Consider the following 24,743-nt stretch of genomic DNA (forward strand, 5'->3'; position numbering starts at 1 on the left):
GTGTGAGGCGGTGCTCAGGCGTCCTTGATCTCGACGGATTCGATGACGACCGGCTCGACCGGCTTGTCCATCGCACCGGTGCGCACACCCTCGATCTCGTCGACGACCTTCTGGGAGGCGTCGTCGGCGACCTCGCCGAAGATCGTGTGCTTGCCGTTGAGCCACGGGGTCTCAGCGGTCGTGATGAAGAACTGCGAGCCGTTGGTGCCGCGGCCCATCTGCTTGCCGGCGTTGGCCATCGCCAGCAGGTACTTGCGGTCGAACTGGAGCTCCGGGTGGATCTCGTCGTCGAAGACGTAGCCGGGTCCGCCGGTGCCGGTGCCGAGCGGGTCGCCGCCCTGGATCATGAAGTTCGAGATGATGCGGTGGAAGCCGGTGCCGTCGTAGAAGGCGCCCTTCGTGGGCTGACCGGTCTGGGGGTCGGTGTATTCGCGCTCACCGGTGGCGAGTTCGACGAAGTTCGCGACCGTCTTCGGGGCGTGGTTGCCGAAGAGGTTGATGGTGATGTCGCCATGGTTGGTGTGCAGGACCGCTGTGTTCGTTGCAGATGTGGACATGCCCCTCATTCTTCCACGCCGGCCGCGAATCTGCTGATCCGTCAAGGAGGGTTTGCACAAACCTCCAGCAGATCCGCAGGCAAATTCCTCGCCCTCCGGTGGCCCCTCCCCCCGGGCCAGGCCGTAGACTGGGGAGTGATCAGTTGCCCCCGGACTTAAGAGGATTGGGAATGTTCATGTCGAAGAAGCCAGCTCGGGAACCGCTCGCGTCGAAGCTCGATTCCGCGAAGAAGACGTCGCTCCGCTTCCTGGCCGACGCCTCGGATGCCGCCGCTCCCAAACTGCGTGAGGCAGCCGATAAGGCCAACGGTCGCGTCGAGGCATTCACCGAGAAGGCCCGCCCCCAGGTCGAGGCGCTCGCCGAGAAGGCGAACCAGCAGGTTCACGACTGGGCAGACCGGATCGAAGCCTACCGGCCCGAGGCCACCGAGCGCGCCGGCAAGTTCGCCGGCACCGCCGCGACCTCGCTCGCCGCGATGGAGACCCCGCAGCTCATCGACAACCTCGCCGTCCGCCTCACCGGTGACAAGAAGGCGATGAAGAAGGCCCGCAAGGCCCTCGCGCAGGCCGGCAAGCGGATCCAGAAGGAGACCGCGCAGAAGTCCGGCGGCGGCAAGAAGGCCCTCGTGTGGACGCTCGTCGTCGGCTCCGCCGCCGGCATCGGCTACTACGTGTGGAAGAAGGCCCAGCCGGTCGAGGACCCCTGGTCGACGCCGCTGCCGAACAACCGTCCGGCCGACGCCCGCCCCGTCGGATCGACCCCGGCCTCGCGCCAGGGCACGACCCCGAACGTCAGCCAGGCCCCGGTGCCCGAGTCGAAGGCTCCCGCCACCCCGGCGACCCCGACTCCGAAGCCGGCCGTCGACCCGACCACGGACTCCAACGCGAAGCACTGAGCTGACTGTTCAGCACAGCGCCATCCAAGACTGAGGCGGACCACCTCTCCGGTGGTCCGCCTCAGTCGTTTCCGCTGCTCAGTCGTTTCCGCTGCACAGTCTCTGCTGCTCAATCGTCCCCGCAGGTCAGTCGTCTCTGCATCTCAGGTTCCCCTGAGTGCGCAGTCGTCTCTGCAGCTCAGCCCTCCGGCTCGGCCACCCGTCGTTCGGCCGCATCCGCCCGGCTGAAGCCGTCGGCGTAGATCGCCCCGGGGTTGAGGATGTTGTCGGGGTCGAGCGCGCGCTTGATCGTGTGGTTGAGCTCCATGACGTCGGCGCCGAGGTACTCCGGCAGCCACGGCTTCTTCAGCCGACCGACCCCGTGCTCGCCGGTGATCGTGCCGCCGAGCGAGGTCGCGAGATCCATGACCTCGCCGTAGGCGATGTCCGCCCGCTCCCGCTGGGCCTGATCGGTCGGGTCGACGACGAGCAGCGGGTGCGTGTTCCCGTCCCCGGCGTGCGCGATGACGGAGATGAGGACGTCGCGCTCGGCGGCGATCCGCTCGATCCCGGTGACGAGGTCGCCGAGGCGGGGCAGCGGCACCCCGACATCCTCGAGCAGGAGGGTGCCCTTCTTCTCCACGGCGGGGATCGCCATCCGCCGCGCGGTGACGAAGGCCTCCCCCTCCTCGGCGTCATCGGTGGCATAGCATTCGGTCGCCCCGTTCTTCTCGCACAGCTGCTCGACGACGGCGATCTGACCGGCGGCGTACTCGCCGGGCTCGTCGGACTGGATGACGAGCATGCCCTCGGCCTCCCGGTCGAGGCCCATCTTCAGCTCGTCCTCGACGGCGTTGATCGAGGCGCGGTCCATGAACTCGAGCATCGACAGGCGCATCTGCGCGCAGATGTCGAGGACGGTCTGGGTCGCACCCTCGAGCGTCGGGAAGGTCGCCACGAGGGTCGTCGGAGGCAGTTGGGCGGGCACGAGCCGCAGGGTCACCTCGGTGATGATGCCGAGGGTTCCCTCGCTGCCGACGAAGAGCTTGAGCAGGGAGAGTCCCGCGACGTCCTTGATCCGCGGACCGCCGAGCTCGATCGCCCGGCCGTCGGCGAGGACGACGGTCATGCCGAGGACGTAGTCCGTCGTCACTCCGTACTTCACGCAGCACAGTCCGCCGGCGTTCGTCGCGACGTTGCCGCCGATCGAGCAGAACTCGTACGACGAGGGATCCGGCGGGTACCACAGACCGTGTTCGGCAGCGGCGGCTTTGACCTCGGCGTTGAAGGCACCGGGCTGGACGACGGCCATGCGGGTCGCGGGGTCGACGTCGATCTCGCGCATCCGGTCGAGGCAGACGATGATTCCGCCCTCGACAGCGGAGCTGCCGCCCGAGAGCCCCGAACCGGCCCCGCGGGGGACGACGGGGATCTTCGCGGCGGCCGCGACGCGCATCGCGGCCTGGACATCGGCGGTCGAGGTCGCGCGGACGATCGCCAGCGGCATCCCGGCACCGGGGTCGTTCGCCCGATCCCAGCGATAGGCGTCCATCGAGTCCGGATCGGTGACGAGGGCGTCGGCGGGCAGCGCGTCCCGCAGGGCAGTGAGGACATCGGCCGTCATAGTTCTCCTCGGGTCAGGGCGCACCGGCGCCGCGATGCGCCGGTCTCCTCCACACGGTCGGGTGTGTCGTGGGTCTCACTCTACGCGGTCGGCAAGCCCTCCTGTGCACCGGGTCGGCACTTCGCCGTCGGCGATGCTCAGAGCACCTCGCGTCGACCCGCGGGTCCCCCGGGCGTGAAGCGTCCGGCGAGGCGGGCGGCGAGGAGGCCGGCGACCGTGAACGCGAGTGTTGCGGCGAGCACGAGCAGCAGGGGTCCGACCCATCCGCCGGTCGTCGTCGCCAGCCAGCCGGCGAACGGCGGGGCGAGGGTCGCTGCGAGGTAGCCCCCGCCCTGCACGCGCGCCGAGGCGGACGCGGTCTGTGCGTCGCTGCCCGCGGTACGCGCGATGATCGAGAAGATCGCGGTGAAACCGCCGCCCTGCGCGATGCCGCCGGTGATCGCCCAGAGCGCGTACTGATCCGGGGCGAGGAGGAGGCCGACGGGCAGGGACAGCCAGAGGACGGCGACGATCGCCACGGGCACCCACGGGCGGGCCCGTCCGGCGAGCAGCGGCACGCCGAAGGCGCCGAGGATCGCGGCGACCTGGAAGAGCGAGGCCGTGCTGCCGGCCGCACCGGCGGCGAGTCCCTCGGTGTCGGCGAGCAGCGACGGCAGCCACGTCGTCGTCGTGTAGTAGGAGATCGACTGGCCGCTGAAGGTGATGACGAGGAGGGCGACGATCGCCCGGAACTGCGGCGGCGCCTCCCGCCACGGCCGCTTCCCCGGCTCCGGCGGGCGCTTCAGCTCGACGTCGACCTCGACATCGAACCCAGCGTCGAACTCGGCCTCGGCACGTCTGCGCCGGCGGAGGACGAGCAGCCAGAATCCGAGGCCCGCGAGCGCGAGGATCCCCCACAGCCCGATCGCCCAGCGCCAGCCGACGAGGGCGGCCAGCGGACCGGTGCCGATGAGCGTGACCATCGAGCCGATGTTCATCGTCGCCGAATAGAGGCCGGTGACCATGGAGACCTGGTTCCACGGCACCTCGCGGCGGATGATGACGGGCACGACGATGTTGCCGAGTGTGATCGCGAGCCCGATGATCGCCGTGCCCGTGAGCACGAGCCACGTCGGCCCGACCGAGCGCAGCACGGTGCCGGCGAGCACCCCGGTGAGACACGCAAGCACGGTGGCTTCGGCGCCGAGGCGGCGGATCGTCTTCGTCGCCAGCGGCGTGGCGAGGGCGAAGAGGAGGACAGGCAGACCGGTGAGGAGACCGGCACCGGCTGCGCTCAGACCGGTGTCGGCGCGGATGTCGCCGAGCACCGCGGTCGGCGCGATGATCGGAGTGCGCAGATTGAGGGCGAGGAGGACGATGCCCGCGACGATCCACGGCACCATCCCCGTCACCGGCAGGCGGCCGGGCGTGCTCACATCCTCTCGGGCACGCGGATGCCGAGCACGCCGAGTCCGGCCTCGAGGACCTTAAGCACCGTCGCGCTCAGGCGCAGACGCGAGTTCCTCAGCTCAGGCGTGTCGGCGACGAGGACGGGGCACTGCTCGTAGAACGCGGTGAAGGACTGCGCGAGGTCGAAGAGGTACGCAGCCATCCGGTGAGGCACGGACCCGGCGGCCACCTCGGCGACGACATCGGGGAACCCGAGGATCGCGAGCGCGAGATCGCGTTCGGCCGGCTCACCGAGGACGATCGGCGCGGTCGCGAACGCGCGAGCCCCGTCCTCCGCGTCAGCCCGGCGGAGGATCGAGCGGATCCGCGCCCCGGCGTACTGGAGGTAGGGGGCGGTGTTGCCGATCGGGGCGAGCATGCGGTCGAGATCGAAGGTGTACGAGGTGTCGTGGGCGACGGAGAGGTCGGCGTACTTGACCGCGCCGATGCCGACGATCGCGGCGACCTCGTCCTCCTCACCGGGGGCGAAGTCGGCACTCGAGTCCTCGAGGGTGACCTTGGCCCGGGCCACGGCCTCCTCGAGGAGGGCGGCCAGGCGCAGCGGGGCGCCGGAGCGGGTGCGCAGGATTTTCCCGTCGGATCCGAGGACGTTGCCGATCTTCACGTGCTCGAAGGTCGTGCCCTCGGGAATCCAGCCGGCGGCGCGGGCGGTCGCGAAGACCATCTCGAAGTGGAGGGCCTGCGGGGCGCCGACGACGTAGAGGACCCGGTCGGCGTGCAGGTCACGGGCGCGGCGGCGGACCGCGGCGAGGTCGGTCGTCGCATAGCCGTAGCCGCCGTCGGACTTGCGGATGATGAGCGGCAGGGGTTCGCCGTCGCGGCCCTTGTAGCCGTCCGGGAACACGCAGAGGGCCCCGTCGCTGATCCACGCGAGCCCTTTCGCCTCGAGTTCGTCGCAGACATCGGCGAGCTCGTCGTTGTACGTGCTCTCCCCCGCGAGGTCGGAATCGCGCAGCGTGACGTCGAGGAGGGAGTAGATGCTGTTGAAGTAGGTCTTCGAGTACCCGACGAGGGTGTCCCACAGTGCCAGCGTGTCGGCATCCCCGCCCTGGAGGGCGACGACGCGGGCCCGGGCGCGGGTCGCGAAGTCCTCGTCGCCGTCGAACTTCACACGCGCGGCCTGGTAGAAGGAGTTCGGGTCGGAGGCGATCTCGGCTTCCGTCGTCTCGCCGATCCCGACGTCGAGAAGGTGTTCGATGAGCATGCCGAACGGGGTGCCCCAGTCGCCGATGTGGTTCTGGCGGATGACCGTGTCCCCGAGATATTCGTGGGTGCGGGCGAGCGCATCGCCGACGACGGTCGTGCGCAGGTGGCCGACGTGCATCTCCTTCGCGACGTTCGGCGCCGAGTAGTCGATGACAACCGTCTGCGGCGTCGCCTGGGCGTCGACGGCGGTGGCGTCCCCGGTCTCGAGCGCGGTGGCGAGGAACTCCGGCAGGAACGTGAGGTTGATGAACCCGGGCCCGGAGATCTCCGGGGGTGCGCAGACGCCGTCGAGGTCGAGGTTCTCGACGATCGTGGCGGCGATGTCGCGGGGCTTCGACGTCAGCTCCTTCGCCAGCGGCAGCGCGACGTTGGCCTGGAAGTCGGCGAACTGCGAGCTCCTGATGACAGGGTCGCGATCGGAGAAGTCCTCCCCGAAGGCGGCGGTGAGGGCCGCGGCGAACCGGTCGTTGAGAAGTGAAGTGAGCGTCGGCATGCCTCCCATTCTATTCGCGCGGTGCCAATGGGGTTTCCTCAGGTCAGGGACTGGATTCACGGTTGTAATGTGGATCACGTGACTTATCTCCGCTACCCCCATGTCAGTGGCGATCTCATCGCCTTCACCGCCGACGACGACGTCTGGCTCGTCCCCGTCGAGGGAGGCCGCGCATGGCGTCTGACCTCGGATCATGCTCCCGTGCGCAGTCCCAGGATCTCCCCGGACGGGACCCATGTCGCGTTCGTGTCGTTCCGCGACGGCCATCCTGAGCTCATGCTCGCCGAGGTGGCCACCGGCGCCCTGCGCCGGCTCACCTGGTTGGGAGGCTCGGTGACGACGATGCTCGGCTGGGCCGACGACGAGCACATCCTCATCGGGTCGAACGCCGGTGAGGCCGAGGTCCGCAACCATGTCATCAAGTCCGTCAGCCTGACCGGTGACGTCGAGCGCCTGACGTGGGGTCGGGCCTCGGGCTTCGCCCGGCACCACACCGGGGTGAGTGCGCTGTCGACGCCGTTCAGCCGGCCGCCCGCCCACTGGAAGCGCTACCGCGGCGGCACCGCGCCGCGGCTGTGGCTCGATCGGACCGCCGACGACACAGGTGCCGGGGCGCAGTGGGAGCGGCTGCTCCGCGACGAGGAGGCCTCCCTGACCGATCCCCTGTGGATCGGCGATTCCCTCGTCGTCACCTCGGATCGGGCGGCGACGTTCCCCGACAACGCAGGCGAGCAGGCGAACCTGTGGATCTGGGACGGACTGGCGACGCGGACTCCCGGCAGCCTCGGCGAGCCCCGTCGGCTCACCCACCAGACCGAGGCCGAGGGCTATGTCCGGGACGCCACGAGCGACGGGACGCGGATCGTGTGGCACTCACGCGGGCAGATCAAGGTCCTCGACAGCCTCGATTCGGACGTTCGCACCCTCGACGTCGTCCTGCCGGGAACGCAGGTGCAGCCGCTCACACTCGATCCCAGCGCCGGAATCGGCGCCATCGCCCCTGATCACGGGGGCAACGCCGCGGTGGTCGAATGGCGGGGCAAGGCCTTCCACCTCGCCCATCGCGAAGGTCCGGCCAGGGCGCTCGCGGCGGACTCCTCGGTGCGGGTGCGCCTGCCCGTCGTCCTCGGCACCACCGGGCAGGCCGCGTACGTCACCGACGCCGAGGGCGAGGACGCGATCGAGATCCGCGACCTCGCTGGCGAGAAGGAGCCGCGGCGGATCGGGGCGGGAGCGCTCGGCCGGGTGCTGTCGCTGGCCGCCGATCCCGCGGGCAAGGTGCTCGCGACGATCTCCCACGACGGGACCGTGCGCCTCATCGAGGTCTCCGGGGGCCGGACGCACGTCGTTGGGCACTCCGGGTTCGGGGAGGCGACGTCCCCGCGCTTCTCCCCCGACGGGAGGTACCTCGTGTGGGCGCAGCCGACGCAGGGCGAGGAGCAGCTCAACCGCCTGATGATCGCCGAGGTGAAGGCCGGGCGGGAGGGCGCGCCCCTGACGACGGGGAAGTACAACGACCACTCCCCGGCGTTCACGCGGGACGGGAAGTACGTCGTCTTCCTCTCCGACCGGACGTTCGATCCCGCATACAACCAGCATTCCTTCGACCTCTCCTTCAACGGGGTGACGAGGCCGTGGCTGCTCCCGCTGTCGGCGACCGACCCGGCGCCCTTCGGCCCGAGCACGAGCGGCTGGGCGATCAGCGACCTCACCGAGGACGACAAGAAGGCGAAGACCGAGCGGGACCAGGCGGTGACGACCGTCGATGTCGACCTCGAGGGCGCCGAGGAGCGGATCGTGCCGTTCCCCGTCTCCTCGGGTGTCTTCCGCGACCTCGAAGCCGCTGACGGCGGGGTCCTGTGGATGCGCGTCGGCGATGCCGAGGACGGGGAGATCGGGGACAAGCACTCCGGGGACACCGGGGAGAAGGCCGCCGAGGTCATCCAGTACTTCGACTTCGCCAAGCGCAAGCTCACCACCGTCGTCGACAAGGCCGATGACTACAGCGTGTCCGGCAACGGCAAGCTCATCGTCGTCCGCTCCGGCGACGACGTCACGGTGCGCCCGGCGAATCGGAAGGTCGAAGCCGATGACGACGAGAACGTCGCCGTCGACCTCGGGCGGCTGCGGTTCGAGCTCGACCGACGGGCCGAGTGGCTGCAGATGTTCGAGGAGAACGCCCGGATCATGCGCGACCACTACTGGCGCTCCGACATGAACGGCGTCGACTGGGAGGGCGTGACCCTGCGGTGGCGCGGGGTCGCGGCGAAGGCGCTCACTCACGACGACCTCGTCGACATCCTCTGGGAGACCGTCGGTGAGCTCAACACGTCCCACGCCTATGTCACCCCGCCGGCGCCGCTCGGCGATGAGACGAAGAGGCTCGGCTTCCTCGGCGCGGATCTCACGCGCACGGACAAGGGCTGGGAGATCGCGCGCATCCTCCCCGGTGAGACGAGCGAACCGGCGGCGCGATCGCCGCTGCGCCAGGCCGGGGTCGGGGCAGCACCCGGAGATGTCATCGTCGCGGTGGACGGTCAGAGCGTCGACCCCGACCTCGGGCCGGCCCCCCTGCTCGTCGGGGCGGCGGACACGATCGTCGAGCTCACCCTGCGCCGCGGGCGCAGGGAGCGCACGGTCGCCGTCGTGCCGATCGGCAGCGAGGAGAAGCTGCGCTACCAGGACTGGGTGCGCTCGCGGCGGGAGTACGTGGCGGAGAAGTCCGGGGGCCGCGTCGGCTATGTCCACATCCCCGACATGATGGCCGGCGGGTGGGCGCAGCTCCACCGCGACATCCGGCAGGCGATGGCCGCCGAGGGCGTCGTCGCCGATGTCCGGTTCAATCGGGGCGGGCACACGAGCGCGCTCGTCGCCGAGCGCTTCGCCGACCGCGTCATCGCGTGGGGTGCGGTGCGCAGCTACGACGAGATGACCCCGGATCCGGAGAACACCCGACGCGGTCCCGTCGTGTTCCTCGCCAACGAGTTCTCCGGCTCCGACGGCGACATCATCAACGCCCGCGTGCAGGCCAAGGGCATCGGCCCGGTCATCGGCGTGCGCACGTGGGGTGGGGTCGTCGGCATCGACGGCCGCTACGACCTCGTCGACGGCACCGGGATCACCCAGCCGCGGTACGCGTTCTGGCTCGAGGGCAAGGGCTGGGACGTCGAGAACTACGGCGTCGACCCGGACATCGAGGTCGAGCACGATCCCGCGCAGCTGTTCGGAGACGATGATCCGCAGCTCGATCGGGGCATCGCCGAGGTGCTCGCCGCCCTCGACGAGACGCCGGCCGTCACCGCCCCCGACCTCCCCGCTCCGCGCGTGCGCAGCCCCCGCACACCCGGCGGGGACGCCTCGGGTGCCGCACCCGGCGGGGAGGCGTAGGCCGCGCACCGGCTTCCGGACGCAGAGTGTCGATTCCGCGGCGTCGGATCGACACTCTGCGTCCGGAAGCTTCCGCCTCAGGCGGGAACCTCAGTCTCAGGCGGGAACCTCGGGCTGCGCGTCGCGTGCGGCCGGCACCGAGGCGGCGGGGGCGAGCGCCCAGAGTGCGAAGGCGAGCAGGACGAAGCCGGGAATGACGCCGGCGAGCACGGGAATGAATGCCGGGGCGGAGGCGAAGAAGGCGATGAATCCGGCGACGCCGAGCAGCGTGACGACGGTGGCGAGGACGTGGAAGCGGCCGAGCCTGAAGACGTACCCGAGTGCGTAGAAGTGCGTGCCGACGACGACGGCCACCCACGCGACGCCGAGCTCCGGGTAGCCGAGACCCGAGAGCAGCTTCGCGCCGCCGAAGAGTGCGAGCACTTCGACGGCGACGATGATCCAGTAGCTGCGGGAGAACGGGGTCGCGCCCTCGGGTCGGGGCTGTCCCCGGCGGCGACTGAGGCTGCGGAAGGCGAGGAACAGGATTCCCGCGAACGCCGCGATGCCGAGGACGATGACGAAGATCCGGCCGAAGGTCGAGAACCCGGCGCTGTTGACGATGAGGAAGACGAGGCCGAAGACGCCGGCGATGAGCGACCCGATCTCCGCGCCGTCGGCCGGTCGCGGCGTCGAGGCCGCCCCGGACGGGGGTTCGGGGGACTGTGGGGCCTCGGTCATGGTCGGCTCCTGAGCGAGCGGCTGTCTGCGGGGAATCGGTAGAGGAGATAGAGGTACCCGTCGTCGGTGGCGAGCACCGATGCGAGGTCGAGGGGAACCGGAGGATCGAAGGTCGGCCCGTGGACGATGCGGGTGCCTGTCCCGCCGACGATCTCAGGGGAACGAGTGAGGCAGAGTTCGTCGACGCACCCGGCGCGGACGAGTTCGGCGAAGACGCTCGGGCCGCCCTCGCAGACGATCCGGTGGAAGCCGCGGTCACGCAGCTGAGCGAGGGCGAGGGCGAAGTCGACGGCATCGACTCCGGCGACGATCACCTCGGCGACCTCGGATGCCCTCTCCCGCGCCGCGAGCGGGGAGGACTCGCTCGTGAGGACGATCGTCCGGGCGTCAGCCGGGGCGTCGGTGAACAGCGGTGCCGTGAAGTCGAGGGCGAGTCTCTCGGAGACGACGGCGAGCGGCGCAGTCGCACTGCGGCCGGCCCGCAGCGCACGCCACTGCGGGTCGTCCTCGGCGGGTCCGTACTCCTCGGTGCGGGCGGTTCCGGCGCCGACGATGATGACATCGGCGAGAGCGCGGTTGAGAGCGAAGACCGCCCGGTCGGTGGCGTTGCCGAGACCGCCGGCCCGCCCGGACACGGTCGCGGCGCCGTCGACGGAGGCGACGAACACCGCCCGGACCCAGGACTGCCCAGGACCTGCCGGGGCCGCGTGGTCCTGCGGGAAGGCGAAGGCCTCGGGCAGACTCAGCTGCGCGGGGTCTCCGGGGAGGATCCGGCGCACCGTCGGAGTCTCGCTCACCACCGGGTTCTCCTGCCGGTCAGTTCGGCGCCGTGCCGACCCCGCCGCTGTGGTCGCCGCCCGCGCCCGGAGTGCTCGCACCCTGAGTTCCCGACTCCGTGGTCGAGCCGAGGACCGAGGCGGGGTTGTCAAGGAAGTCGGCGGTGGGCACGAAGAACAGGCAGCCGGTGAGCGCGGTCGAGAAGTCGAGGATCCGGTCGTGGGTGGCGTCGCCGTCGCCCAGGAACATCCGTTCGAGCATCGTCTCCGTGACCGTCGGATCGGCGGCGTACCCGATGAAGTAGGTGCCGAACTCGCCGGACTCGACGGAGCCGAACACCATGTTGTCGCGCACGATCTTGCGCTCGGTGCCATCGGGTTCGGTGATGGTGTTGAGCACGATGTGGGAGTCGGGGGCCTTGTCCTTGTCGGGGAACTCCATGTCGGAGAGCTTGTGGCGGCCGAAGGCGTCCTGCTGCTCCTCGACGGTGATCGAGTTCCACTTCGGCAGATCGTGGATGTACTTCTGGACGATGACGTAGCTGCTGCCGGTGAAGTCCGGGTCCTCGTCGCCGACGAACACGGTGTCGACGGCGAGCTGGTCCTCGGGGTTGGCGGTGCCGTCGACGAAGCCGAGGATGTCGCGCTGGTCGAAGTAGCGGAACGCGTGGACCTCGTCGACGACATCGACATAGCCCTCGAGCTTGCTCATCAGCTGGCGGGTGAGTTCGAAGCTCATATCCGTCCGGTCCGAGCGGATGTGGAAGAGAAGGTCGCCGGGGGTCGACGGGGCGACGTGTTTGCCGCCCTTGAGCTCCTTGAAGGGATGGAGCTTCGCGGGGCGCTTCTGCGGGAAGAGACGATCCCAGAGGTCGGAGCCGATGCCGGTCACGCAGCTGAGGCCGGCCGCTTTGACGCGGAAGCCGACCGCGCGGATGACGCCGCCGATCTCGCCGAAGAAGTCGCGCACATGGTCCTCGGCACCGGGCTTGACGGTGACGACGAGGAAGACGCCCGACTGCGACGGCGGCTCGAGGACGTGCTGCGGGTTCGTGCTGTCCGGAGGGTTTCCATACTGCGTTGTCACTGAATCGTCTCCTCTTCCGCGAGCCCCGACAGTGCGAGGTCGGACGACAATCGTCCTTGGTCGGTCAGTATACGCGGCGAAAGCCGCCGTGAGGTGGACTCAGGCCGACGAATCCGCACCCCCTCGCCGGCCCGGCCCGTACCCCTCGCGCGCCGGTGTTCTCCCAGGTCGGAGCGTCGGTGACGAGAAGCGGCCGGGTGGCGCCGAGAGCTAGACTGGGTGGCTGAGCGACGATGGAAGGTGAGGGAGCACGATGGCGACGGAGCACAGTGTCCGAGTCCGGCGGATCTATGACGAGCCGAGCCCCGCTGACGGGGCGCGCATCCTCGTCGATCGCCTGTGGCCGCGCGGAGTGAGCAAGGAGCGAGCAGATCTCACCGAGTGGCTGAGGGACGTGGCCCCCTCGACGAGCCTGCGGAAGTGGTACTCCCACGACCCCGCGAAGTTCGCGGAGTTCTCCCGCCGCTACCGTGCGGAGCTCGACGATGACGACCACGCCGAGGCGTTCGCGGCGCTGCGCGAGTATGCGGAGAAGGGAACCGTCACCCTCCTCACCGCATCGAAGCACGCCGAGATCAGCGAGGCCGCCGTCCTCGACCACGTCCTCGAGCACTCAGGCGAGGAGGGGTAGGCGGCCGCTCCGCGCTCGGGTTCACTGCGCTCCAACCCCACACCGGCAGCGTTGGGTCAGAACGCGACGCCCCAGACGATGACGGCAACGATGATGATGAGCGCGATGAGCGTCCAGATGCTGCCGAAGTTGAGCGTCCAGCCGACGCCGAATCTCTTCGGGACGAGGAAGCCGGGATCCCGCGGACAGAAATAGAGGAGGCCGAGCTTCCAGTTCGCGTCGTTCTCCCGCATCGCCTGCTTCTCACCTGCGCTCAGCGAACTCATCGCGTCTCACCTCTCGCTCGACTCGTGCCGCCCCTTCTCACTGCGCGTCTCACCATTTGCCGACCGTCCTGCGAGGTCACAGCACTGATCGACCAACTCTGCCGACGCTGATGACGACATCCGCTGTCAGGGTACACTCGCCTCGGCGATGGGGAAATTTTATTGGACACCAATGTCCATAATGATCTACGCTCGAGCCATGGGCAGGAAGAAGACGTTCGACGAACAGGCGGTCATCGACGCCGCGATCGCCGTGTTCAGCGAGCACGGGTACGCGGGAACGGACGTCGGACTCGTGTGCGAGCGCGCCGGGATCGGCCGGTCGAGCTTCTACAACACATTCGAGAGCCTCGACGCCGTCTTCCTCCGCGCGCTCAGCGACTACACGGCCACGGGCATCCCACTGCGTGAGCACCTGGGCACGAGCACACTGCCGGCTCCGGTGCTCGTCTTCGAGCGCCTCGGCGGGGCTCTGGCGCAGCAGTGCGCGGATGAGAAGCGCACCGGATGCCTCTCAGCGAACACCGCCGCCGAACTCGGCCGGGAGGTCGACGCCGTGTGCACGATCCTCGACCCCGACCGCACCGCGTGGCTTGCGACCTATCGCGCGCTTCTCGACCGCGGTCAGACCGAGGGGCACATCCGCCCGGACCTCGATGCCGCCGTCACCGCCGAGCTCATCCACAGCGTGCTCGCCGGCCTTCGCATCGCCGCCCGCGTCATGCCCGCCGACAACGTCCAGGCCCAGGCCAGGACCTTCGTCGAAAGCCTCTGCACCCCGGACGGGGTGACCACCCTGGCCGCGGAGACTCCGGTGATTCCGGAGACTCCGGTGACTCCGGCGCCTCTGCCCTCGTCCACCTGACCGCACCGACACCGGCGGCGTGCCCGCGCTGCGCGACGTGCCCCGCCCCTACTGCCGACTGAACGAGGCTCGACTGACTGCCGGTCGCGCTACTGCCGCACGACGCTCCACTGACCGCCGGACGCTCCCCGCACGACGCCCCGCACGACGCTCCGCCGACCGAAAGCAGGACAGCATGACCACCCCCGACCGCGCCTCGGCTGATGCCGCCCCCGGCTCTGCCCAGACCCCTGGCCACGCCACCGCGCCCGCTGCCCCCGAACCGAGACCGCGCGTTCCCGGCCAGGTCTACCTGCTCGCCGCAGTGATCTTCTGCCTCGGCACCTCGGAGTTCATGATCGCGGGCATCCTCGAGCCGATCAGCGGCGACCTCGCCATCTCGATCCCACAGGCCGGCCTCCTCATCACAGGATTCGCCATCGGCATGATCGTCGGGGCGCCCGCCATGGCCCTGCTCACCCTCAAACTTCCGCGCCGGGCGACGATGATCATCACGATCGTCGCCTTCTCAGCGCTCCACATCCTCGGCGCTCTTGCCCCCGACTACACCGTTCTCATGGTCAGCCGCGTCCTCTCCGCGATCGCGTGCGGTGGATTCTGGGCGGTTGCCGCCGTGCACACGACGCGGATCGCGCCTCCCGCCGTGCACGGCCGGGCGCTCGCGAGCCTCGTCGGCGGACTCACCGTGGCGAACCTCGTCGGCGTGCCGATGGGCACGTGGATCGGCACGCAGTTCGGCTGGCGCGCGACCTTCTGGGCCGTCGCCGTCGTCACCGCGCTCGCCGCGATCCTCATCGCCATCGCCACCCGCCCGCGAGCGACACCGAACGACGCGCGCGGAGCCGCAGCCGGAGCCCACGACCCTGCGACCGGCGCCCACGACCCTGCGACCGTCGAGGACCATCGCGCCGACATTCACCTCCCGACTCTCATCCGCGCCGAGCTCGTCGCCTTCCGGGGCCCGCGGATCTGGCTCGCACTCGGCACGACAGCGCTCTTCCAGGCGTCCGTGTTCGCCGCCTTCTCGTACTTCTCCCCGCTCCTCACCCAGGTCGCCGGACTCTCGCACGACCTCGTGCCCGGTGTGCTCGCCGCCTTCGGCGTCGGCGCGTTCATCGGGGTCGTCATCGGCGGCCGCCTCGCCGACCGCACCGTCTTCGGCAACATCGTCGGCAGCCTCACCGCACTCGCGATCAGCCTGTTCGCGCTGTGGCTCGTCGCCGACGTGGGCTGGGCGGCGATCGTGGCGATGGTCCTCGTCGGGGCGAGCGGCTTCTCGATCGCCGGCGCCCTCAACGCCCGAGTGTTCCAGATCGCGACCGAGGCGCCGACCCTCGCGGCCAGCGTCAACACCTCAGCGTTCAATGTCGGCAATGCGCTCGGGCCCGCTGCCGGCGCGGCGGTCATCGCCCTCGGCTGGGGATTCCGGGCGCCGGTCATCGTCGCGATCCTCCTCGCCCTCACCGCGCTCCTCGTCGCCGGCATCGCGATCCGCTTCGAACGGCGCTGGCGTGCGCGTGATCAGCAGTCCCTCGCCGAGGTGACCGTCCCCATGTCATCGACTGCGGAGACTGCATCCGGTGAGGGTGCGGTTTCCGGGGAGGCGTCCGGTGAGGTTGCGTGTTCTGGGGCAACGTCCGGTGAGGTTGCCGGCGCCGAGCCTGCGCAACCCGGGATCGCGCCCGGTGGGACTCCACGTCCGGAAGCGGAGACTGCTGAATCTGCGTGCGCCGGAGCTGGAACCGCTGAGGCTGGATGCTCGGCGAGGGGCGGCATCGACGAGGCGAGGTGAGCCGTCTCGCGGGTCTCCTTTCCCTGTCCTCACCCTTGATCGGCCGGTCACGGTCGCAGCCTTGGCCCCTTTCTGCATGGCATCCGCTCTGAGAACGTGTGAAAGCCCGTGGTGAGAGCGTGCATCGATACCGGCGTTCGTCCACGAACTCCGAGTCACATCCCTGCCGCGATTCGAATCAGTGCACTCTCGTGTCAGTGCCGAATGCCATCATTGAAGGACAAAGAGAAGAGCTGACGGAAGCGAGACTGAAAACACTTCTAATGAATTTCGAATCAACTGTTGACTTCATCTCTCCTAATTGTTTACTATTGATGTACTAGTTTGTTCCATTGATTCGTGGCACCACTCTTCCCCGACACTGTTGTCTGAGGCAGGTGAAACACAATGCGCGGCACCACTGCTCCTTCGAGCAGTCATGATGATCCGATCCCCGTCGATGTCCCCGACATCGACGCACACCCACCTGCGCGCGCCGCTGGATCACCCGATTCTCTCGCTGAATCCCCCGTCTCCCAGTTTCCGGGCAACGGCTCCGTATCTTCGGGCAACGACTCCGTGTCTTCGGGCAGTGGCGCCGTGTCCTCGGGCACCTCCCGTTACACATTGCGCGTCGGATCGAGCATCACGGATTTCGCCCAGGCATCGGCAGCAGTCGATCGTGCTCAGATGACGGTCTTCGAGCTCACCGCCGGAATCATCCTCGGTGAGGCCGCTGCCGACCTCGACCTTCCCGCGCCAGGCGACGGCGAACCATACAGGTTCGCGTCACTCTCGGAATCAGTCCTGCGCGCCACCACTGGCGCGACGAGGGACAATGCCATCGGTGGTGACAGTGACGACGCCCCCGGGACTGACGCTGGCATCCCCGGGACTGACGCTGCCGCCCCCGGAGTCGACTCCAGCGCAGCTGACTCGAACGCCGGTGGCGAAGCGGAAGACCACGACGGAGACCGCGACCGAGACGAGGCCCCGGCACTGCCCGAGTTCCTCCACTTCTCGCTCGACACGACCTTCGCGGCGTGGGTGCACGACCATGTGCGCAGCGAACACGTCGCCGAGACATCGACGATCCTCGGCACGACCACGGCTCGCTCATATCGGCACTTCACCCAGTCGATGACCCTGATCTTCGGGCTCCCGCGATTCACCGCTCGTGCCCTCGACGGCCAATTCACCCACGCTCAGGTCGTCGCCGTCGCCGACCTCTGCCAGACCGTGGCCTTCAGGCATCTGCCAGAGCTCGACGACCATCTCGCGACCCGTCGAGCCGACATCACCTCCGACACCCTGCGCGCATCACTGCGCAAGAAGATCAATCTGCTGCAGACCCCGGCCGACCGTGCCGAGGTAGCTGCCGAACGGCGCCGCGTCAGCGTCGAGACGTTCTCCGACGGTTCTGCCTGCCTCATGGTGAACGGACCCGCGGACGAGATCCATGCCTGCTTCGCACGCGTCCAGGCGATGGCGAGGGCGATCCATGCCGGACAGACGAACACGTTCGGGCTTCCTTCGCGGATCGAGATCATCGATGAGCGTGACATCAACGCCCTCATGTGCGACATCCTGCTCCGCCCCCAGCCGAAGCTTCGCATCCGGGTTCGGGAGATCGACCCGGTGACGGGGATCGAAAGCGAACGGTCGGCCTCGATGCTCGATGACACCGGAGAACCGCTGTTCTCCGCCGATGAGCGCAGCATCTCCGGCCTGACGGATCTCCTCGATCCCCCAGCGGCCCCAGATCGGAACACGAGCGCTGAACCGACCGCCACAGGCAATGGACCCACGATCGCCGATCCGCGCACCGGCGGCGACCACCGTCCGCCCGCCGACCCGAGCGCGCCTGCCGATCCGCGCACCACCCCAGGTCCGAACACGAGCACCGGTGCACCCGAGGCCACAGCTGCGCCTTGGAGCCCAGGCTCGGCCTTCTTTCCCGGTCCGCCGCCCCATCCCGTGCCACGGGAGTATTTCATCGACGTCTCAATGCCGACGGGTCCGCACTGGATCCGCAATCAGGCAGGACTCGTCGTCACGCTTCCGCTCATGTCGCTCCTCGGCGACTCGAACCTGCCCGGCGTTCTGCCCGACGGCTCTCCGATCCCCGCGGAGACGGCACGACGCATCGCCGCCGGCTCGCCCACGCTCACGCGCATCCTCACCGACCCGGCCACGGGCACTCCGATCAACGCCCAGGCGAAGACCTATGCGATTCCCCAGCAGGTGAGAAGAACACTCATCTCCCAATGGACGGTGTGCACTGTGCCGGGCTGTCGGAGAACAGCGGAGAAGTCTGAGATCGACCATGTCGACCCCTACAACCATGACGACCCGAGCCACGGCGGACTGACGCGGTTCGGCAACCTCCATCCCCTGTGCAAGAAGGACCACGCGCTCAAGACTGCCCGGCGATATTCGGTGCGCATGGCGGACCGGGGGTCGGCGACCCCGGCCATCGACTACCAATTCGGTCACGGCCTCATGACCACGGTGACAGCACCCGACCAGCCGATCAATGCGGCACAGGCGATCGAACTCTACGAGCTCCTCCAGGAGAAGCCGCTGCGACGAGCCGTGCCGGACCATGAGGTGCCCGACGAATCCGCAATCGTCGAGGTCATGCCCACCGAAGAGCAGATCGCCGAGTGGGAGGCCGAACGACGTCGAGTCGCGGACGAGGCCGCTCGGCAGAAAGCGATGAAGGACGCCATCGCCCGCTCCGAAGCCGCCCGGCGCAGACGCCGGCTCTGGCTGGCCCTCCATTGGAATGAGATCGACTGGAACGAGATCGACCACCGGAAGAGCCTCCCGCCGGGATCCGATCTGCTCACGACGCAGGCACTGCCACCAGGCCCCAGCGGCCGCAGACCCCGCCGCACCGAACCCGATCCCGAACAGCTGGCGGCCGAGCGGAGATGGCGTACCAGATCGTCGACGCCGTGCGCGTACTTCGACACGAGGATCGCCGAGGCGGTAGCCGAGCACTTCCCGGGCAATGAGACGTTCACCGATGACGGCGCCATCGGCCCCGACGACCCACTCGAATACCCTCAGAACTTCGGTGGAGGCTCGGATGAGAGGATCTGGGACCACGACCCCGCATCCGATCCGCCCCCGTTCTGACCGGGACCGAAGCTCAGTGGGCCGTGCCGGGACTCTGCCGGGAGGAGCGTCGCACCGTCATCAGAGCGACTCGGAGCTCTCCGGGAACTCCGCTCCCGGGGCGGGCTCCCACAGTTCGATCCGGTTGCCTTCGGGATCGGTCACCCACCCGAAGCGTCCGATCCCCTCCATCTCCTGGATCTCATCGATGACGTCCGCTTCGGCGGCCTGCAGCTGCTCGAGCATCGCGTCGAGATCGTCCACGCGGAAGTTGAGCATCGTCTGCTGTCGGTCGACACCGTCGGGCCGTGACCCGAAGTAGTCGGTCTCGTCCTCGAACGCCGCGACCACCGTCGGTCCCGCCGCCTGACGCCACACCCCGTCCGTCATGTCGATGCCGAGCATGTCCTGATACCACGCGGAAACCGCCTCGGGGTCACGGGTACGCATGAAGTATCCGCCGATTCCGTTCACTCTCTCCATGCCAGCCACCTTACGATCGGGCTCCGCCCACGGGAACCCCCACTGCTCACCGAAACTCTCTGCACGCACCCGACCCCCACCTCGGCGCGTATCCCACCATTCGGGAATCTCAGGAATGGGGCCCGCACGCGATGCGTTCCACCGACAGGTCTACGCTCGGCAGTGACCACGACTCCCACATGCGAAAGGACATCCCCATGAGCAGATTCGCTGTCACCAACGCCAACACCGGTGAGCTGGAGGAGGAATTCCCCTCGGTTCCCGTCGAGGAGATTCCCGGTTACATCGACCGCGGTCATGACGCCTTCACCGCGTGGAAAGACACCCCGCTCATCGAACGCTCGGCGATCCTCCGCCGGTTCGCCGACCTCGTCGACGCCAACGCCGACGAGATGACCGACATCATCGGTCGGGAGATGGGCAAGCCGAAGCAGCAGGGCCTCGCCGAGGTCGACAAGGTCGCCCGCACCGCCCGCTGGTTCGCTGACCACGCCCACATGTACCTCAATCCGACCGAGCTGCCGTCCGCCGGAGCCGCCCGCAGCTACGTCCGCCACGACCCTCTCGGCGTGCTGCTCGGCATCATGCCGTGGAACTTCCCGTACAACCAGATCGCCCGCTTCGTCATCCCCAACCTCGTCGTCGGGAACGCGATCATCATGAAGCAGGCGTCGATCTGTCCGAAGTCCTCCCAGTACTTCGCCGACCTCCTCGTCGAGGCGGGCCTTCCGGTCGGCGTGTATCAGAACATCTACCTCGACAGCTCCCACGCCGAGGAGGTGCTCAAGGATCCGCGGGTCAAGGGCTTCTCGCTCACCGGGTCCGAGGCCGCCGGTGCCTCCGTCGCGGGAATCGCGGCGAAGTACCTCAAGCGCTCCGTCCTCGAGCTCGGCGGCAACGATCCGCTCGTCGTCCTCGACTCGACCGACGTGCCGGCGCTGGCGAAGAAGGTCGTCGGCATCCGCCTGACGAACGCGGGGCAGGTGTGCACCTCACCGAAGCGATTCATCGTCGTCGACGAGCTCTACGACGAATTCGTCGCCGAGGCGAAGAAAGCCGTCGAGGCGACGAAGGTCTCGACCTTCGACGATCCCGAGGTCGGGATGGGACCGCTGTCGTCGGAGAGCGCCCGCGATGAGATCGTCGAGCGGATCGCGAAGTCCGTCGAGGACGGCTCGACCCTGGTCACCGGGGGCCAGAAGCTCGACCGCCCCGGGTGGTTCATGTCGCCGGCCCTGCTCACCGACATCGACCCGGACTCCGATCTCGGCTGCAACGAGCTCTTCGGACCGGCGGTGATGATCTACCGCGCGAAGGACGAGGAGGACGCGCTGCGCCTCGCCAACCACTCCGACTACGGACTGATGAGCTCGGTGTGGACGGACGACCTCGAGAAGGGCGAGCGCTTCGCCGCCCGGATCAACGCCGGCATGAGCTTCGTCAACTCGCACATGGAATCCGGTCCGGAGTACCCGTTCGGCGGGATCAACCGCTCCGGCTACGGGCGCGAGAACGCCGAGTGGGCGCTGCGCGCGTTCACCAACGAGCACCTCATCCGCGTCCACCCCTGACCCTGCGGCGAGCCCGACTCTGCCGACCTCACCGGCCTGCGGTGGGGTCCGACGCCCGAGCGCCCACCGTCATGCGGACGGTGGGCGCTCGCACAGTGATCGGCGCCGGTGTCCGTGGGCGGGCCTGTCATCGGCGGCAATGTCAGCTGACAATGATGTTTGTCGCCATTCGGGGTGGACAGCCCCACCGGGCGGTGCCAGACTGAACTTCCACCCAACGGGGCCCGACCCATCGCGCCACGGGGTATCGCCCCACTGTCGAGAAAGGTCTGCACATGTCCGAGAACACCAACGAATCCGGTTCCGTCACCGCTTCCGAAGCCGCCCGCATCATGGACGACCCCAACTCCACCGAGGAGCAGCGTTCGGTCGCCGCCAGTGTGCTGCGCCAGTCCGGCGGGCGCGACGGGGAGACGAGCGCCTGGGTCGCCTCCGAAGCCGGAGACCTCACCCGCGAGGGTGACTCCGAGGAGGTTCGCTCCGTCGCCGCCAGCGATCTGTCCCAGTCGGACAAGGAACGCGACGAGAACTCCTGACCCCTGACGGCACTGCCCCTCGCGGCACCGCCTCAGGCCGGTGGCGATCTCGCCACCGGCCTGTCGCATGCCCGGGCCTCCTCCCGCCGATGGCAAGATCGAATCCCGGCAGCATGAGGCCGAACCGCCGACACCGCCGACACCACCGCTGCGACACCACCGCTGCGACACCACCGCAGCGACGGTGACGCAGCGAACAGGACGGAAAGGACGCTGACATGGACGAACGCGACGTCGTTGCCGGGCACATCGCGGTTCGAGGCGCCCACGAGCACAACCTCCGCGACATCGACATCGACATCCCCCGCGACACCGTCGTCGCCTTCACCGGCATCTCCGGTTCGGGAAAGTCCTCGCTGGCCTTCGGCACGATCTACACGCACTCCCGGCAGCGCTACCTCGAATCCGTCGCCCCCTACGCCCGGCGCCTCATCGACCAGGGTTCGCCGCCGCGGGTCCGCCTCATCACAGGACTGCCGCCGGCCGTCGCCCTCCGACAACAGCAGTCGGGCAGCACCCGCTCGACCGTGGGCACCGTCTCCCGGGTCTCCAACGTCCTCCGCATGCTCTACTCGCGGTCCGGCACCTATCCCGAGGGCTACCGTCCCGCCGATCTCGCCGGCACGTTCCCCCGGGACGCCGCACCGCTGGACTCCGACAGCTTCTCCCCGAACACCGCAGTCGGCGCATGCCGGACCTGCTCGGGCATGGGGCGCCTCCTCCAGGTCGCTGACGACCTCCTCGTCGGCGATCCTCACCTGAGCATCGACGACGGCGCGATCGTCGCGTGGCCGGGGGCCTTCGGCGGGAAGAACAACCGGCGCGTCCTCCGCGACCTCGGCATCGACATCACCGTCCCGTTCGACTCCCTGCCCGCAGACACCCGGGAGTGGGTGCTCACGACCGACGACCAGCCCACCATCGTCGTCAAGGAGGGCTACAAGGGCACGTACATGAGCCCCAAGCGCTGGGTCGAGCACACGTTCGCCGACTCACCGTCGGCGAGGATGCGGGCGAAGGCCGCGTCCTTCATGACCGACAGGCTCTGCCCGACCTGCCACGGCAAGCGGCTCAATCCCGAAGCGCTCGCAGTGACGATCGCCGGCATCGACATCGCCGAGGCGGCCCGCCTTCCCCTCACCGGTCTCGTCTCCTTCCTCGAATCCGCCCGCACCCATCCGGCGACGACCGCGCTCTCCGTCGAACGCCACCAGGCTGCGCAGGCGCTCATCGACGCCCTCGTCAGCCAGCTGGGCACGATGATCGACCTCGGCCTCGGCTATCTCGAGGTCGCCCGCCCCACCTCGACGCTCTCGAGCGGTGAGCTCAAGCGCCTCCACCTGGCCACCCAGCTGCGCAGCGGCCTCTTCGGCGTCCTCTACGTGCTCGACGAACCCTCGGCCGGTCTCCATCCCGCCGACCTCGAGCTCCTCCTGGCCGCCCTCACGCGGCTCAAGGACGACGGCAACACCGTCTTCGTCGTCGAGCACAGTGCGCAGGTCGTCCGCGCCGCCGATTGGATCGTCGACCTCGGTCCCGGCGCCGGTCGGTACGGGGGTGAGGTGCTCTTCAACGGACCGTCGGCCGGTCTCGCCGAGGTGGTCGACTCGGTCACCGCCCGCTACCTCGGCGCGACGCCTCCGCTTCCACCGGGCGGGTCGGGGGCGCGGCAGCTCACCGATTGGGTCGAGCTCCACGACGTCACCGGGCACAACCTCACCGGCATCGACGTCCGGCTGCCGCTCCATGCGCTCTCGGCGATCACCGGAGTCTCGGGCTCTGGGAAGACCTCCGTGCTCACGGCCCTGGCCGATGCTGTCCGCGCCCACCTCGACTCGGCCGAAGTCGCCGCCGATGAGGAGCGCAATCCGGCCGCCGTCGAGATCGGGGACGAACTCGTCCACGGGGTGCCCGTGTGGGATCTCGGCAGCGATGAGCTGACGACGGGATCGACATCCGGCCTCGATGCCCTCGACCGCATCATCGTCGTCGACCAGAAGCCGATCGGGCGGACCTCCCGGTCGACACCGGCCACCTACACCGGCCTCTTCGACGGCGTCCGCAGGCTCTTCGCGGCCCAGCCGGGGGCGAAGGAGCGCGGCTACGGCGTCGGTCGGTTCTCGTTCAACCAGCCGGAGGGACGGTGCCCGGTCTGCCTCGGTGACGGAGTCGTGAGCATCGAGCTCCTCTTCATGCCGACGGAGACGGCGCCGTGTCCGGAATGCCACGGCAAGCGCTACAACCCCGAGACCCTCGAGGTCACCTACCGGGATCGGACGATCGCCGATGTGCTCGCGATGACCGTCGATGAGGCCGCGGACTTCCTCGCCGAGGTGCCGGTGGCGGCAACGATCCTCACCCTGCTGCAGAACATCGGACTCGGCTACGTCAGCCTCGGGCAGAGCGCGCCGACCCTCTCCGGCGGGGAGGCGCAGCGGATCAAGCTCGTCTCCGAACTCCACCGGTCATCGCGCGGGCGCAGCCTCTACATCCTCGACGAGCCGACGACGGGTCTCCACCCGGCCGACATCGACATGCTCATCGGTCAGCTCCAGCGGCTCGTCGACGCCGGGAACACCGTCGTCATCGCCGATCACGATCTGCGCACGCTGCGCGTCGTCGACTGGATCGTCGATCTCGGCCCCGGGGCCGGCACGGACGGCGGGTCGATCGTCGCGACGGGAACCCCCGCGGACCTCGCCGCCCAGGGAGCCGACACCACGGCCAACGGCGCCGGCCTCACCGCCGCTTACCTCGCAGCGGCCGGGGCCTCGGCGTAGAGCGCAGTGACGAGCGGTTCGAGTTCGGGCATCTCGCGGGCTTCGGCGAGGGTCTCCTCGAGCACCCGGTCATGGGTCGGGTGCGCGGCGAGGAGCAGCTTCTCCCCTGCCGGTGTGAGCTCGGTGTAGATGCCGCGCCGGTCATCGGCGCAGAGGATGCGGGTGAGCAGCCCCCGATCTTCGAGGCGCGTGACGAGCCGCGTCGTCGCGCTGCTCGAGAGCGCCGCCGCCCGGGCGAGCTGACTCATCCGCATATGCCACCCGTCCTGCCTGCTCAGGGCGTCGAGCACGGTGAACTCGACGACGGAGAGCTCGTGCTCGCGCTGCAGGCTCTTCTCGAGTCGGGTGTCGATGAGGCCGTGGAGCGCGGCCAGGGTGCGCCAGCCGCGGGCGCGGATCTCCACGGCGTCGTCCCTGATGCCCATGTGTTCCTCCTCGCAATCTCGGTCTTCCCATAATACACCACTTGCGCCGATAGAGCGCGTGTGCAAATATCTATGTCGATGCGTCTGCAACTACTGCACACGCCGCATATTGCACGAG

19 protein-coding genes are annotated in these 24,743 nt (G+C 68.8%); 9 read left to right on the top strand and 10 right to left on the bottom strand.

From position 1 onward, the window contains the following. Window positions 1-14 precede the first annotated feature (14 nt). Entirely contained in the window at window positions 15-557 is a 543-nt protein-coding gene (locus FJ887_RS11795; RefSeq protein WP_137824600.1) for a peptidylprolyl isomerase, read from the bottom strand. 176 nt (window positions 558-733) lie between these two features. Here FJ887_RS11795 and FJ887_RS11800 point away from each other — a divergent pair, with 176 nt between their 5' ends. After that, on the top strand, window positions 734-1,453 hold the full coding sequence (locus FJ887_RS11800; RefSeq protein ID WP_249356610.1) for a hypothetical protein: 720 nt from the start codon (window positions 734-736) through the stop codon (window positions 1,451-1,453). 178 nt (window positions 1,454-1,631) lie between these two features. On the opposite strand, the gene FJ887_RS11805 is transcribed toward FJ887_RS11800, so the two are convergent. The 3 genes from FJ887_RS11805 to argS form a co-directional block, all read right to left on the bottom strand. Beyond that, window positions 1,632-3,056: an FAD-binding oxidoreductase gene (locus tag FJ887_RS11805; RefSeq protein WP_137824602.1), complete on the bottom strand. Its 1,425-nt coding sequence runs from the start codon at window positions 3,054-3,056 to the stop codon at window positions 1,632-1,634. Between the two features lie 137 nt (window positions 3,057-3,193). Beyond that, window positions 3,194-4,438, bottom strand: coding sequence for an MFS transporter (locus FJ887_RS11810; protein WP_137824632.1), 1,245 nt, complete (start codon window positions 4,436-4,438; stop codon window positions 3,194-3,196). A gap of 29 nt (window positions 4,439-4,467) precedes the next feature. Further along, on the bottom strand, window positions 4,468-6,204 hold the full coding sequence (argS, locus tag FJ887_RS11815; RefSeq protein WP_137824603.1) for an arginine--tRNA ligase: 1,737 nt from the start codon (window positions 6,202-6,204) through the stop codon (window positions 4,468-4,470). A 78-nt stretch (window positions 6,205-6,282) separates the two neighbouring features. Between argS and FJ887_RS11820 the strand changes: the two genes are divergently transcribed. Continuing rightward, window positions 6,283-9,591, top strand: coding sequence for a S41 family peptidase (locus tag FJ887_RS11820; protein WP_140955416.1), 3,309 nt, complete (start codon window positions 6,283-6,285; stop codon window positions 9,589-9,591). Between the two features lie 96 nt (window positions 9,592-9,687). On the opposite strand, the gene FJ887_RS11825 is transcribed toward FJ887_RS11820, so the two are convergent. From FJ887_RS11825 to FJ887_RS11835, 3 genes are read right to left on the bottom strand one after another with little or no spacing between them, the layout of a single operon-like run. After that, window positions 9,688-10,311: a hypothetical protein gene (locus FJ887_RS11825; protein ID WP_171006971.1), complete on the bottom strand. Its 624-nt coding sequence runs from the start codon at window positions 10,309-10,311 to the stop codon at window positions 9,688-9,690. Continuing rightward, window positions 10,308-11,108 carry a pyrimidine reductase family protein gene (locus FJ887_RS11830; protein ID WP_137824605.1) on the bottom strand — a complete coding sequence of 267 codons (801 nt, stop codon included), beginning with the start codon at window positions 11,106-11,108 and terminating at the stop codon, window positions 10,308-10,310. Before FJ887_RS11830 ends, FJ887_RS11825 begins: the two co-directional genes overlap by 4 nt. A gap of 19 nt (window positions 11,109-11,127) precedes the next feature. After that, a complete protein-coding gene (locus FJ887_RS11835) occupies window positions 11,128-12,174 on the bottom strand; it encodes a Dyp-type peroxidase (RefSeq protein ID WP_140955417.1) in 1,047 nt (348 codons plus the stop codon). A 253-nt stretch (window positions 12,175-12,427) separates the two neighbouring features. Here FJ887_RS11835 and FJ887_RS11840 point away from each other — a divergent pair, with 253 nt between their 5' ends. Further along, entirely contained in the window at window positions 12,428-12,805 is a 378-nt protein-coding gene (locus tag FJ887_RS11840) for a DUF488 domain-containing protein (protein ID WP_137824607.1), read from the top strand. Between the two features lie 56 nt (window positions 12,806-12,861). On the opposite strand, the gene FJ887_RS11845 is transcribed toward FJ887_RS11840, so the two are convergent. Next, complete coding sequence (locus FJ887_RS11845) at window positions 12,862-13,071, bottom strand: DUF5808 domain-containing protein (protein ID WP_137824608.1); 210 nt, start codon at window positions 13,069-13,071, stop codon at window positions 12,862-12,864. Window positions 13,072-13,270: 199 nt separating this feature from the next. Here FJ887_RS11845 and FJ887_RS11850 point away from each other — a divergent pair, with 199 nt between their 5' ends. The 3 genes from FJ887_RS11850 (at window position 13,271) to FJ887_RS11860 (ending at window position 18,851) form a co-directional block, all read left to right on the top strand. Continuing rightward, complete coding sequence (locus FJ887_RS11850; RefSeq protein WP_137824609.1) at window positions 13,271-13,936, top strand: TetR/AcrR family transcriptional regulator; 666 nt, start codon at window positions 13,271-13,273, stop codon at window positions 13,934-13,936. A gap of 175 nt (window positions 13,937-14,111) precedes the next feature. Next, a complete protein-coding gene (locus FJ887_RS11855; RefSeq protein ID WP_249356615.1) occupies window positions 14,112-15,728 on the top strand; it encodes an MFS transporter in 1,617 nt (538 codons plus the stop codon). Window positions 15,729-16,397: 669 nt separating this feature from the next. Further along, window positions 16,398-18,851: an HNH endonuclease signature motif containing protein gene (locus tag FJ887_RS11860; protein ID WP_181365645.1), complete on the top strand. Its 2,454-nt coding sequence runs from the start codon at window positions 16,398-16,400 to the stop codon at window positions 18,849-18,851. A 60-nt stretch (window positions 18,852-18,911) separates the two neighbouring features. Here the strand turns inward: FJ887_RS11860 and FJ887_RS11865 are convergent, their stop codons facing one another. Further along, window positions 18,912-19,313, bottom strand: a complete 402-nt coding sequence (locus FJ887_RS11865) for a VOC family protein (RefSeq protein ID WP_137824611.1) — start codon at window positions 19,311-19,313, stop codon at window positions 18,912-18,914. Window positions 19,314-19,510: 197 nt separating this feature from the next. On the opposite strand from FJ887_RS11865, the gene FJ887_RS11870 reads away from it, so the two are divergent. From FJ887_RS11870 to FJ887_RS11880, 3 genes are all read left to right on the top strand, one after another. After that, window positions 19,511-20,884 carry an NAD-dependent succinate-semialdehyde dehydrogenase gene (locus tag FJ887_RS11870; RefSeq protein WP_140955419.1) on the top strand — a complete coding sequence of 458 codons (1,374 nt, stop codon included), beginning with the start codon at window positions 19,511-19,513 and terminating at the stop codon, window positions 20,882-20,884. Window positions 20,885-21,159: 275 nt separating this feature from the next. Next, window positions 21,160-21,420, top strand: coding sequence for a hypothetical protein (locus tag FJ887_RS11875; protein WP_137824613.1), 261 nt, complete (start codon window positions 21,160-21,162; stop codon window positions 21,418-21,420). Window positions 21,421-21,638: 218 nt separating this feature from the next. After that, the gene (locus FJ887_RS11880; protein WP_140955420.1) at window positions 21,639-24,200 is read left to right on the top strand and encodes an excinuclease ABC subunit UvrA; all 2,562 of its coding nucleotides are present in this window, start codon (window positions 21,639-21,641) and stop codon (window positions 24,198-24,200) included. On the opposite strand, the gene FJ887_RS11885 is transcribed toward FJ887_RS11880, so the two are convergent. Further along, window positions 24,170-24,625 (bottom strand): MarR family winged helix-turn-helix transcriptional regulator, encoded by a 456-nt coding sequence (locus FJ887_RS11885; protein ID WP_137824615.1) that lies wholly within the window; start codon window positions 24,623-24,625, stop codon window positions 24,170-24,172. The two genes, FJ887_RS11880 and FJ887_RS11885, sit on opposite strands and share 31 nt — an antisense overlap. Between the last annotated feature and the right edge of the window lie 118 nt (window positions 24,626-24,743).

It is taken from the genome of Brevibacterium sp. XM4083 (assembly GCF_006489205.2).
In the GTDB taxonomy this organism is placed as follows: Bacteria; Actinomycetota; Actinomycetes; order Actinomycetales; family Brevibacteriaceae; genus Brevibacterium.

Coding starts and splice junctions, on each gene's coding strand:
- FJ887_RS11805 (WP_137824602.1), bottom strand. CDS start 3,056: ATGACGGCCGATGTCCTCACTGCCCTGCGGGACGCGCTGCCCGCCGAC.
- FJ887_RS11885 (WP_137824615.1), bottom strand. CDS start 24,625: ATGGGCATCAGGGACGACGCCGTGGAGATCCGCGCCCGCGGCTGGCGC.
- FJ887_RS11855 (WP_249356615.1), top strand. CDS start 14,112: ATGACCACCCCCGACCGCGCCTCGGCTGATGCCGCCCCCGGCTCTGCC.
- FJ887_RS11860 (WP_181365645.1), top strand. CDS start 16,398: ATGACGGTCTTCGAGCTCACCGCCGGAATCATCCTCGGTGAGGCCGCT.
- argS (WP_137824603.1), bottom strand. CDS start 6,204: ATGCCGACGCTCACTTCACTTCTCAACGACCGGTTCGCCGCGGCCCTC.
- FJ887_RS11825 (WP_171006971.1), bottom strand. CDS start 10,311: ATGACCGAGGCCCCACAGTCCCCCGAACCCCCGTCCGGGGCGGCCTCG.
- FJ887_RS11865 (WP_137824611.1), bottom strand. CDS start 19,313: ATGGAGAGAGTGAACGGAATCGGCGGATACTTCATGCGTACCCGTGAC.
- FJ887_RS11800 (WP_249356610.1), top strand. CDS start 734: ATGTCGAAGAAGCCAGCTCGGGAACCGCTCGCGTCGAAGCTCGATTCC.
- FJ887_RS11810 (WP_137824632.1), bottom strand. CDS start 4,438: ATGGTGCCGTGGATCGTCGCGGGCATCGTCCTCCTCGCCCTCAATCTG.
- FJ887_RS11845 (WP_137824608.1), bottom strand. CDS start 13,071: ATGAGTTCGCTGAGCGCAGGTGAGAAGCAGGCGATGCGGGAGAACGAC.
- FJ887_RS11850 (WP_137824609.1), top strand. CDS start 13,271: ATGGGCAGGAAGAAGACGTTCGACGAACAGGCGGTCATCGACGCCGCG.
- FJ887_RS11875 (WP_137824613.1), top strand. CDS start 21,160: ATGTCCGAGAACACCAACGAATCCGGTTCCGTCACCGCTTCCGAAGCC.
- FJ887_RS11840 (WP_137824607.1), top strand. CDS start 12,428: ATGGCGACGGAGCACAGTGTCCGAGTCCGGCGGATCTATGACGAGCCG.
- FJ887_RS11795 (WP_137824600.1), bottom strand. CDS start 557: ATGTCCACATCTGCAACGAACACAGCGGTCCTGCACACCAACCATGGC.
- FJ887_RS11880 (WP_140955420.1), top strand. CDS start 21,639: ATGGACGAACGCGACGTCGTTGCCGGGCACATCGCGGTTCGAGGCGCC.
- FJ887_RS11870 (WP_140955419.1), top strand. CDS start 19,511: ATGAGCAGATTCGCTGTCACCAACGCCAACACCGGTGAGCTGGAGGAG.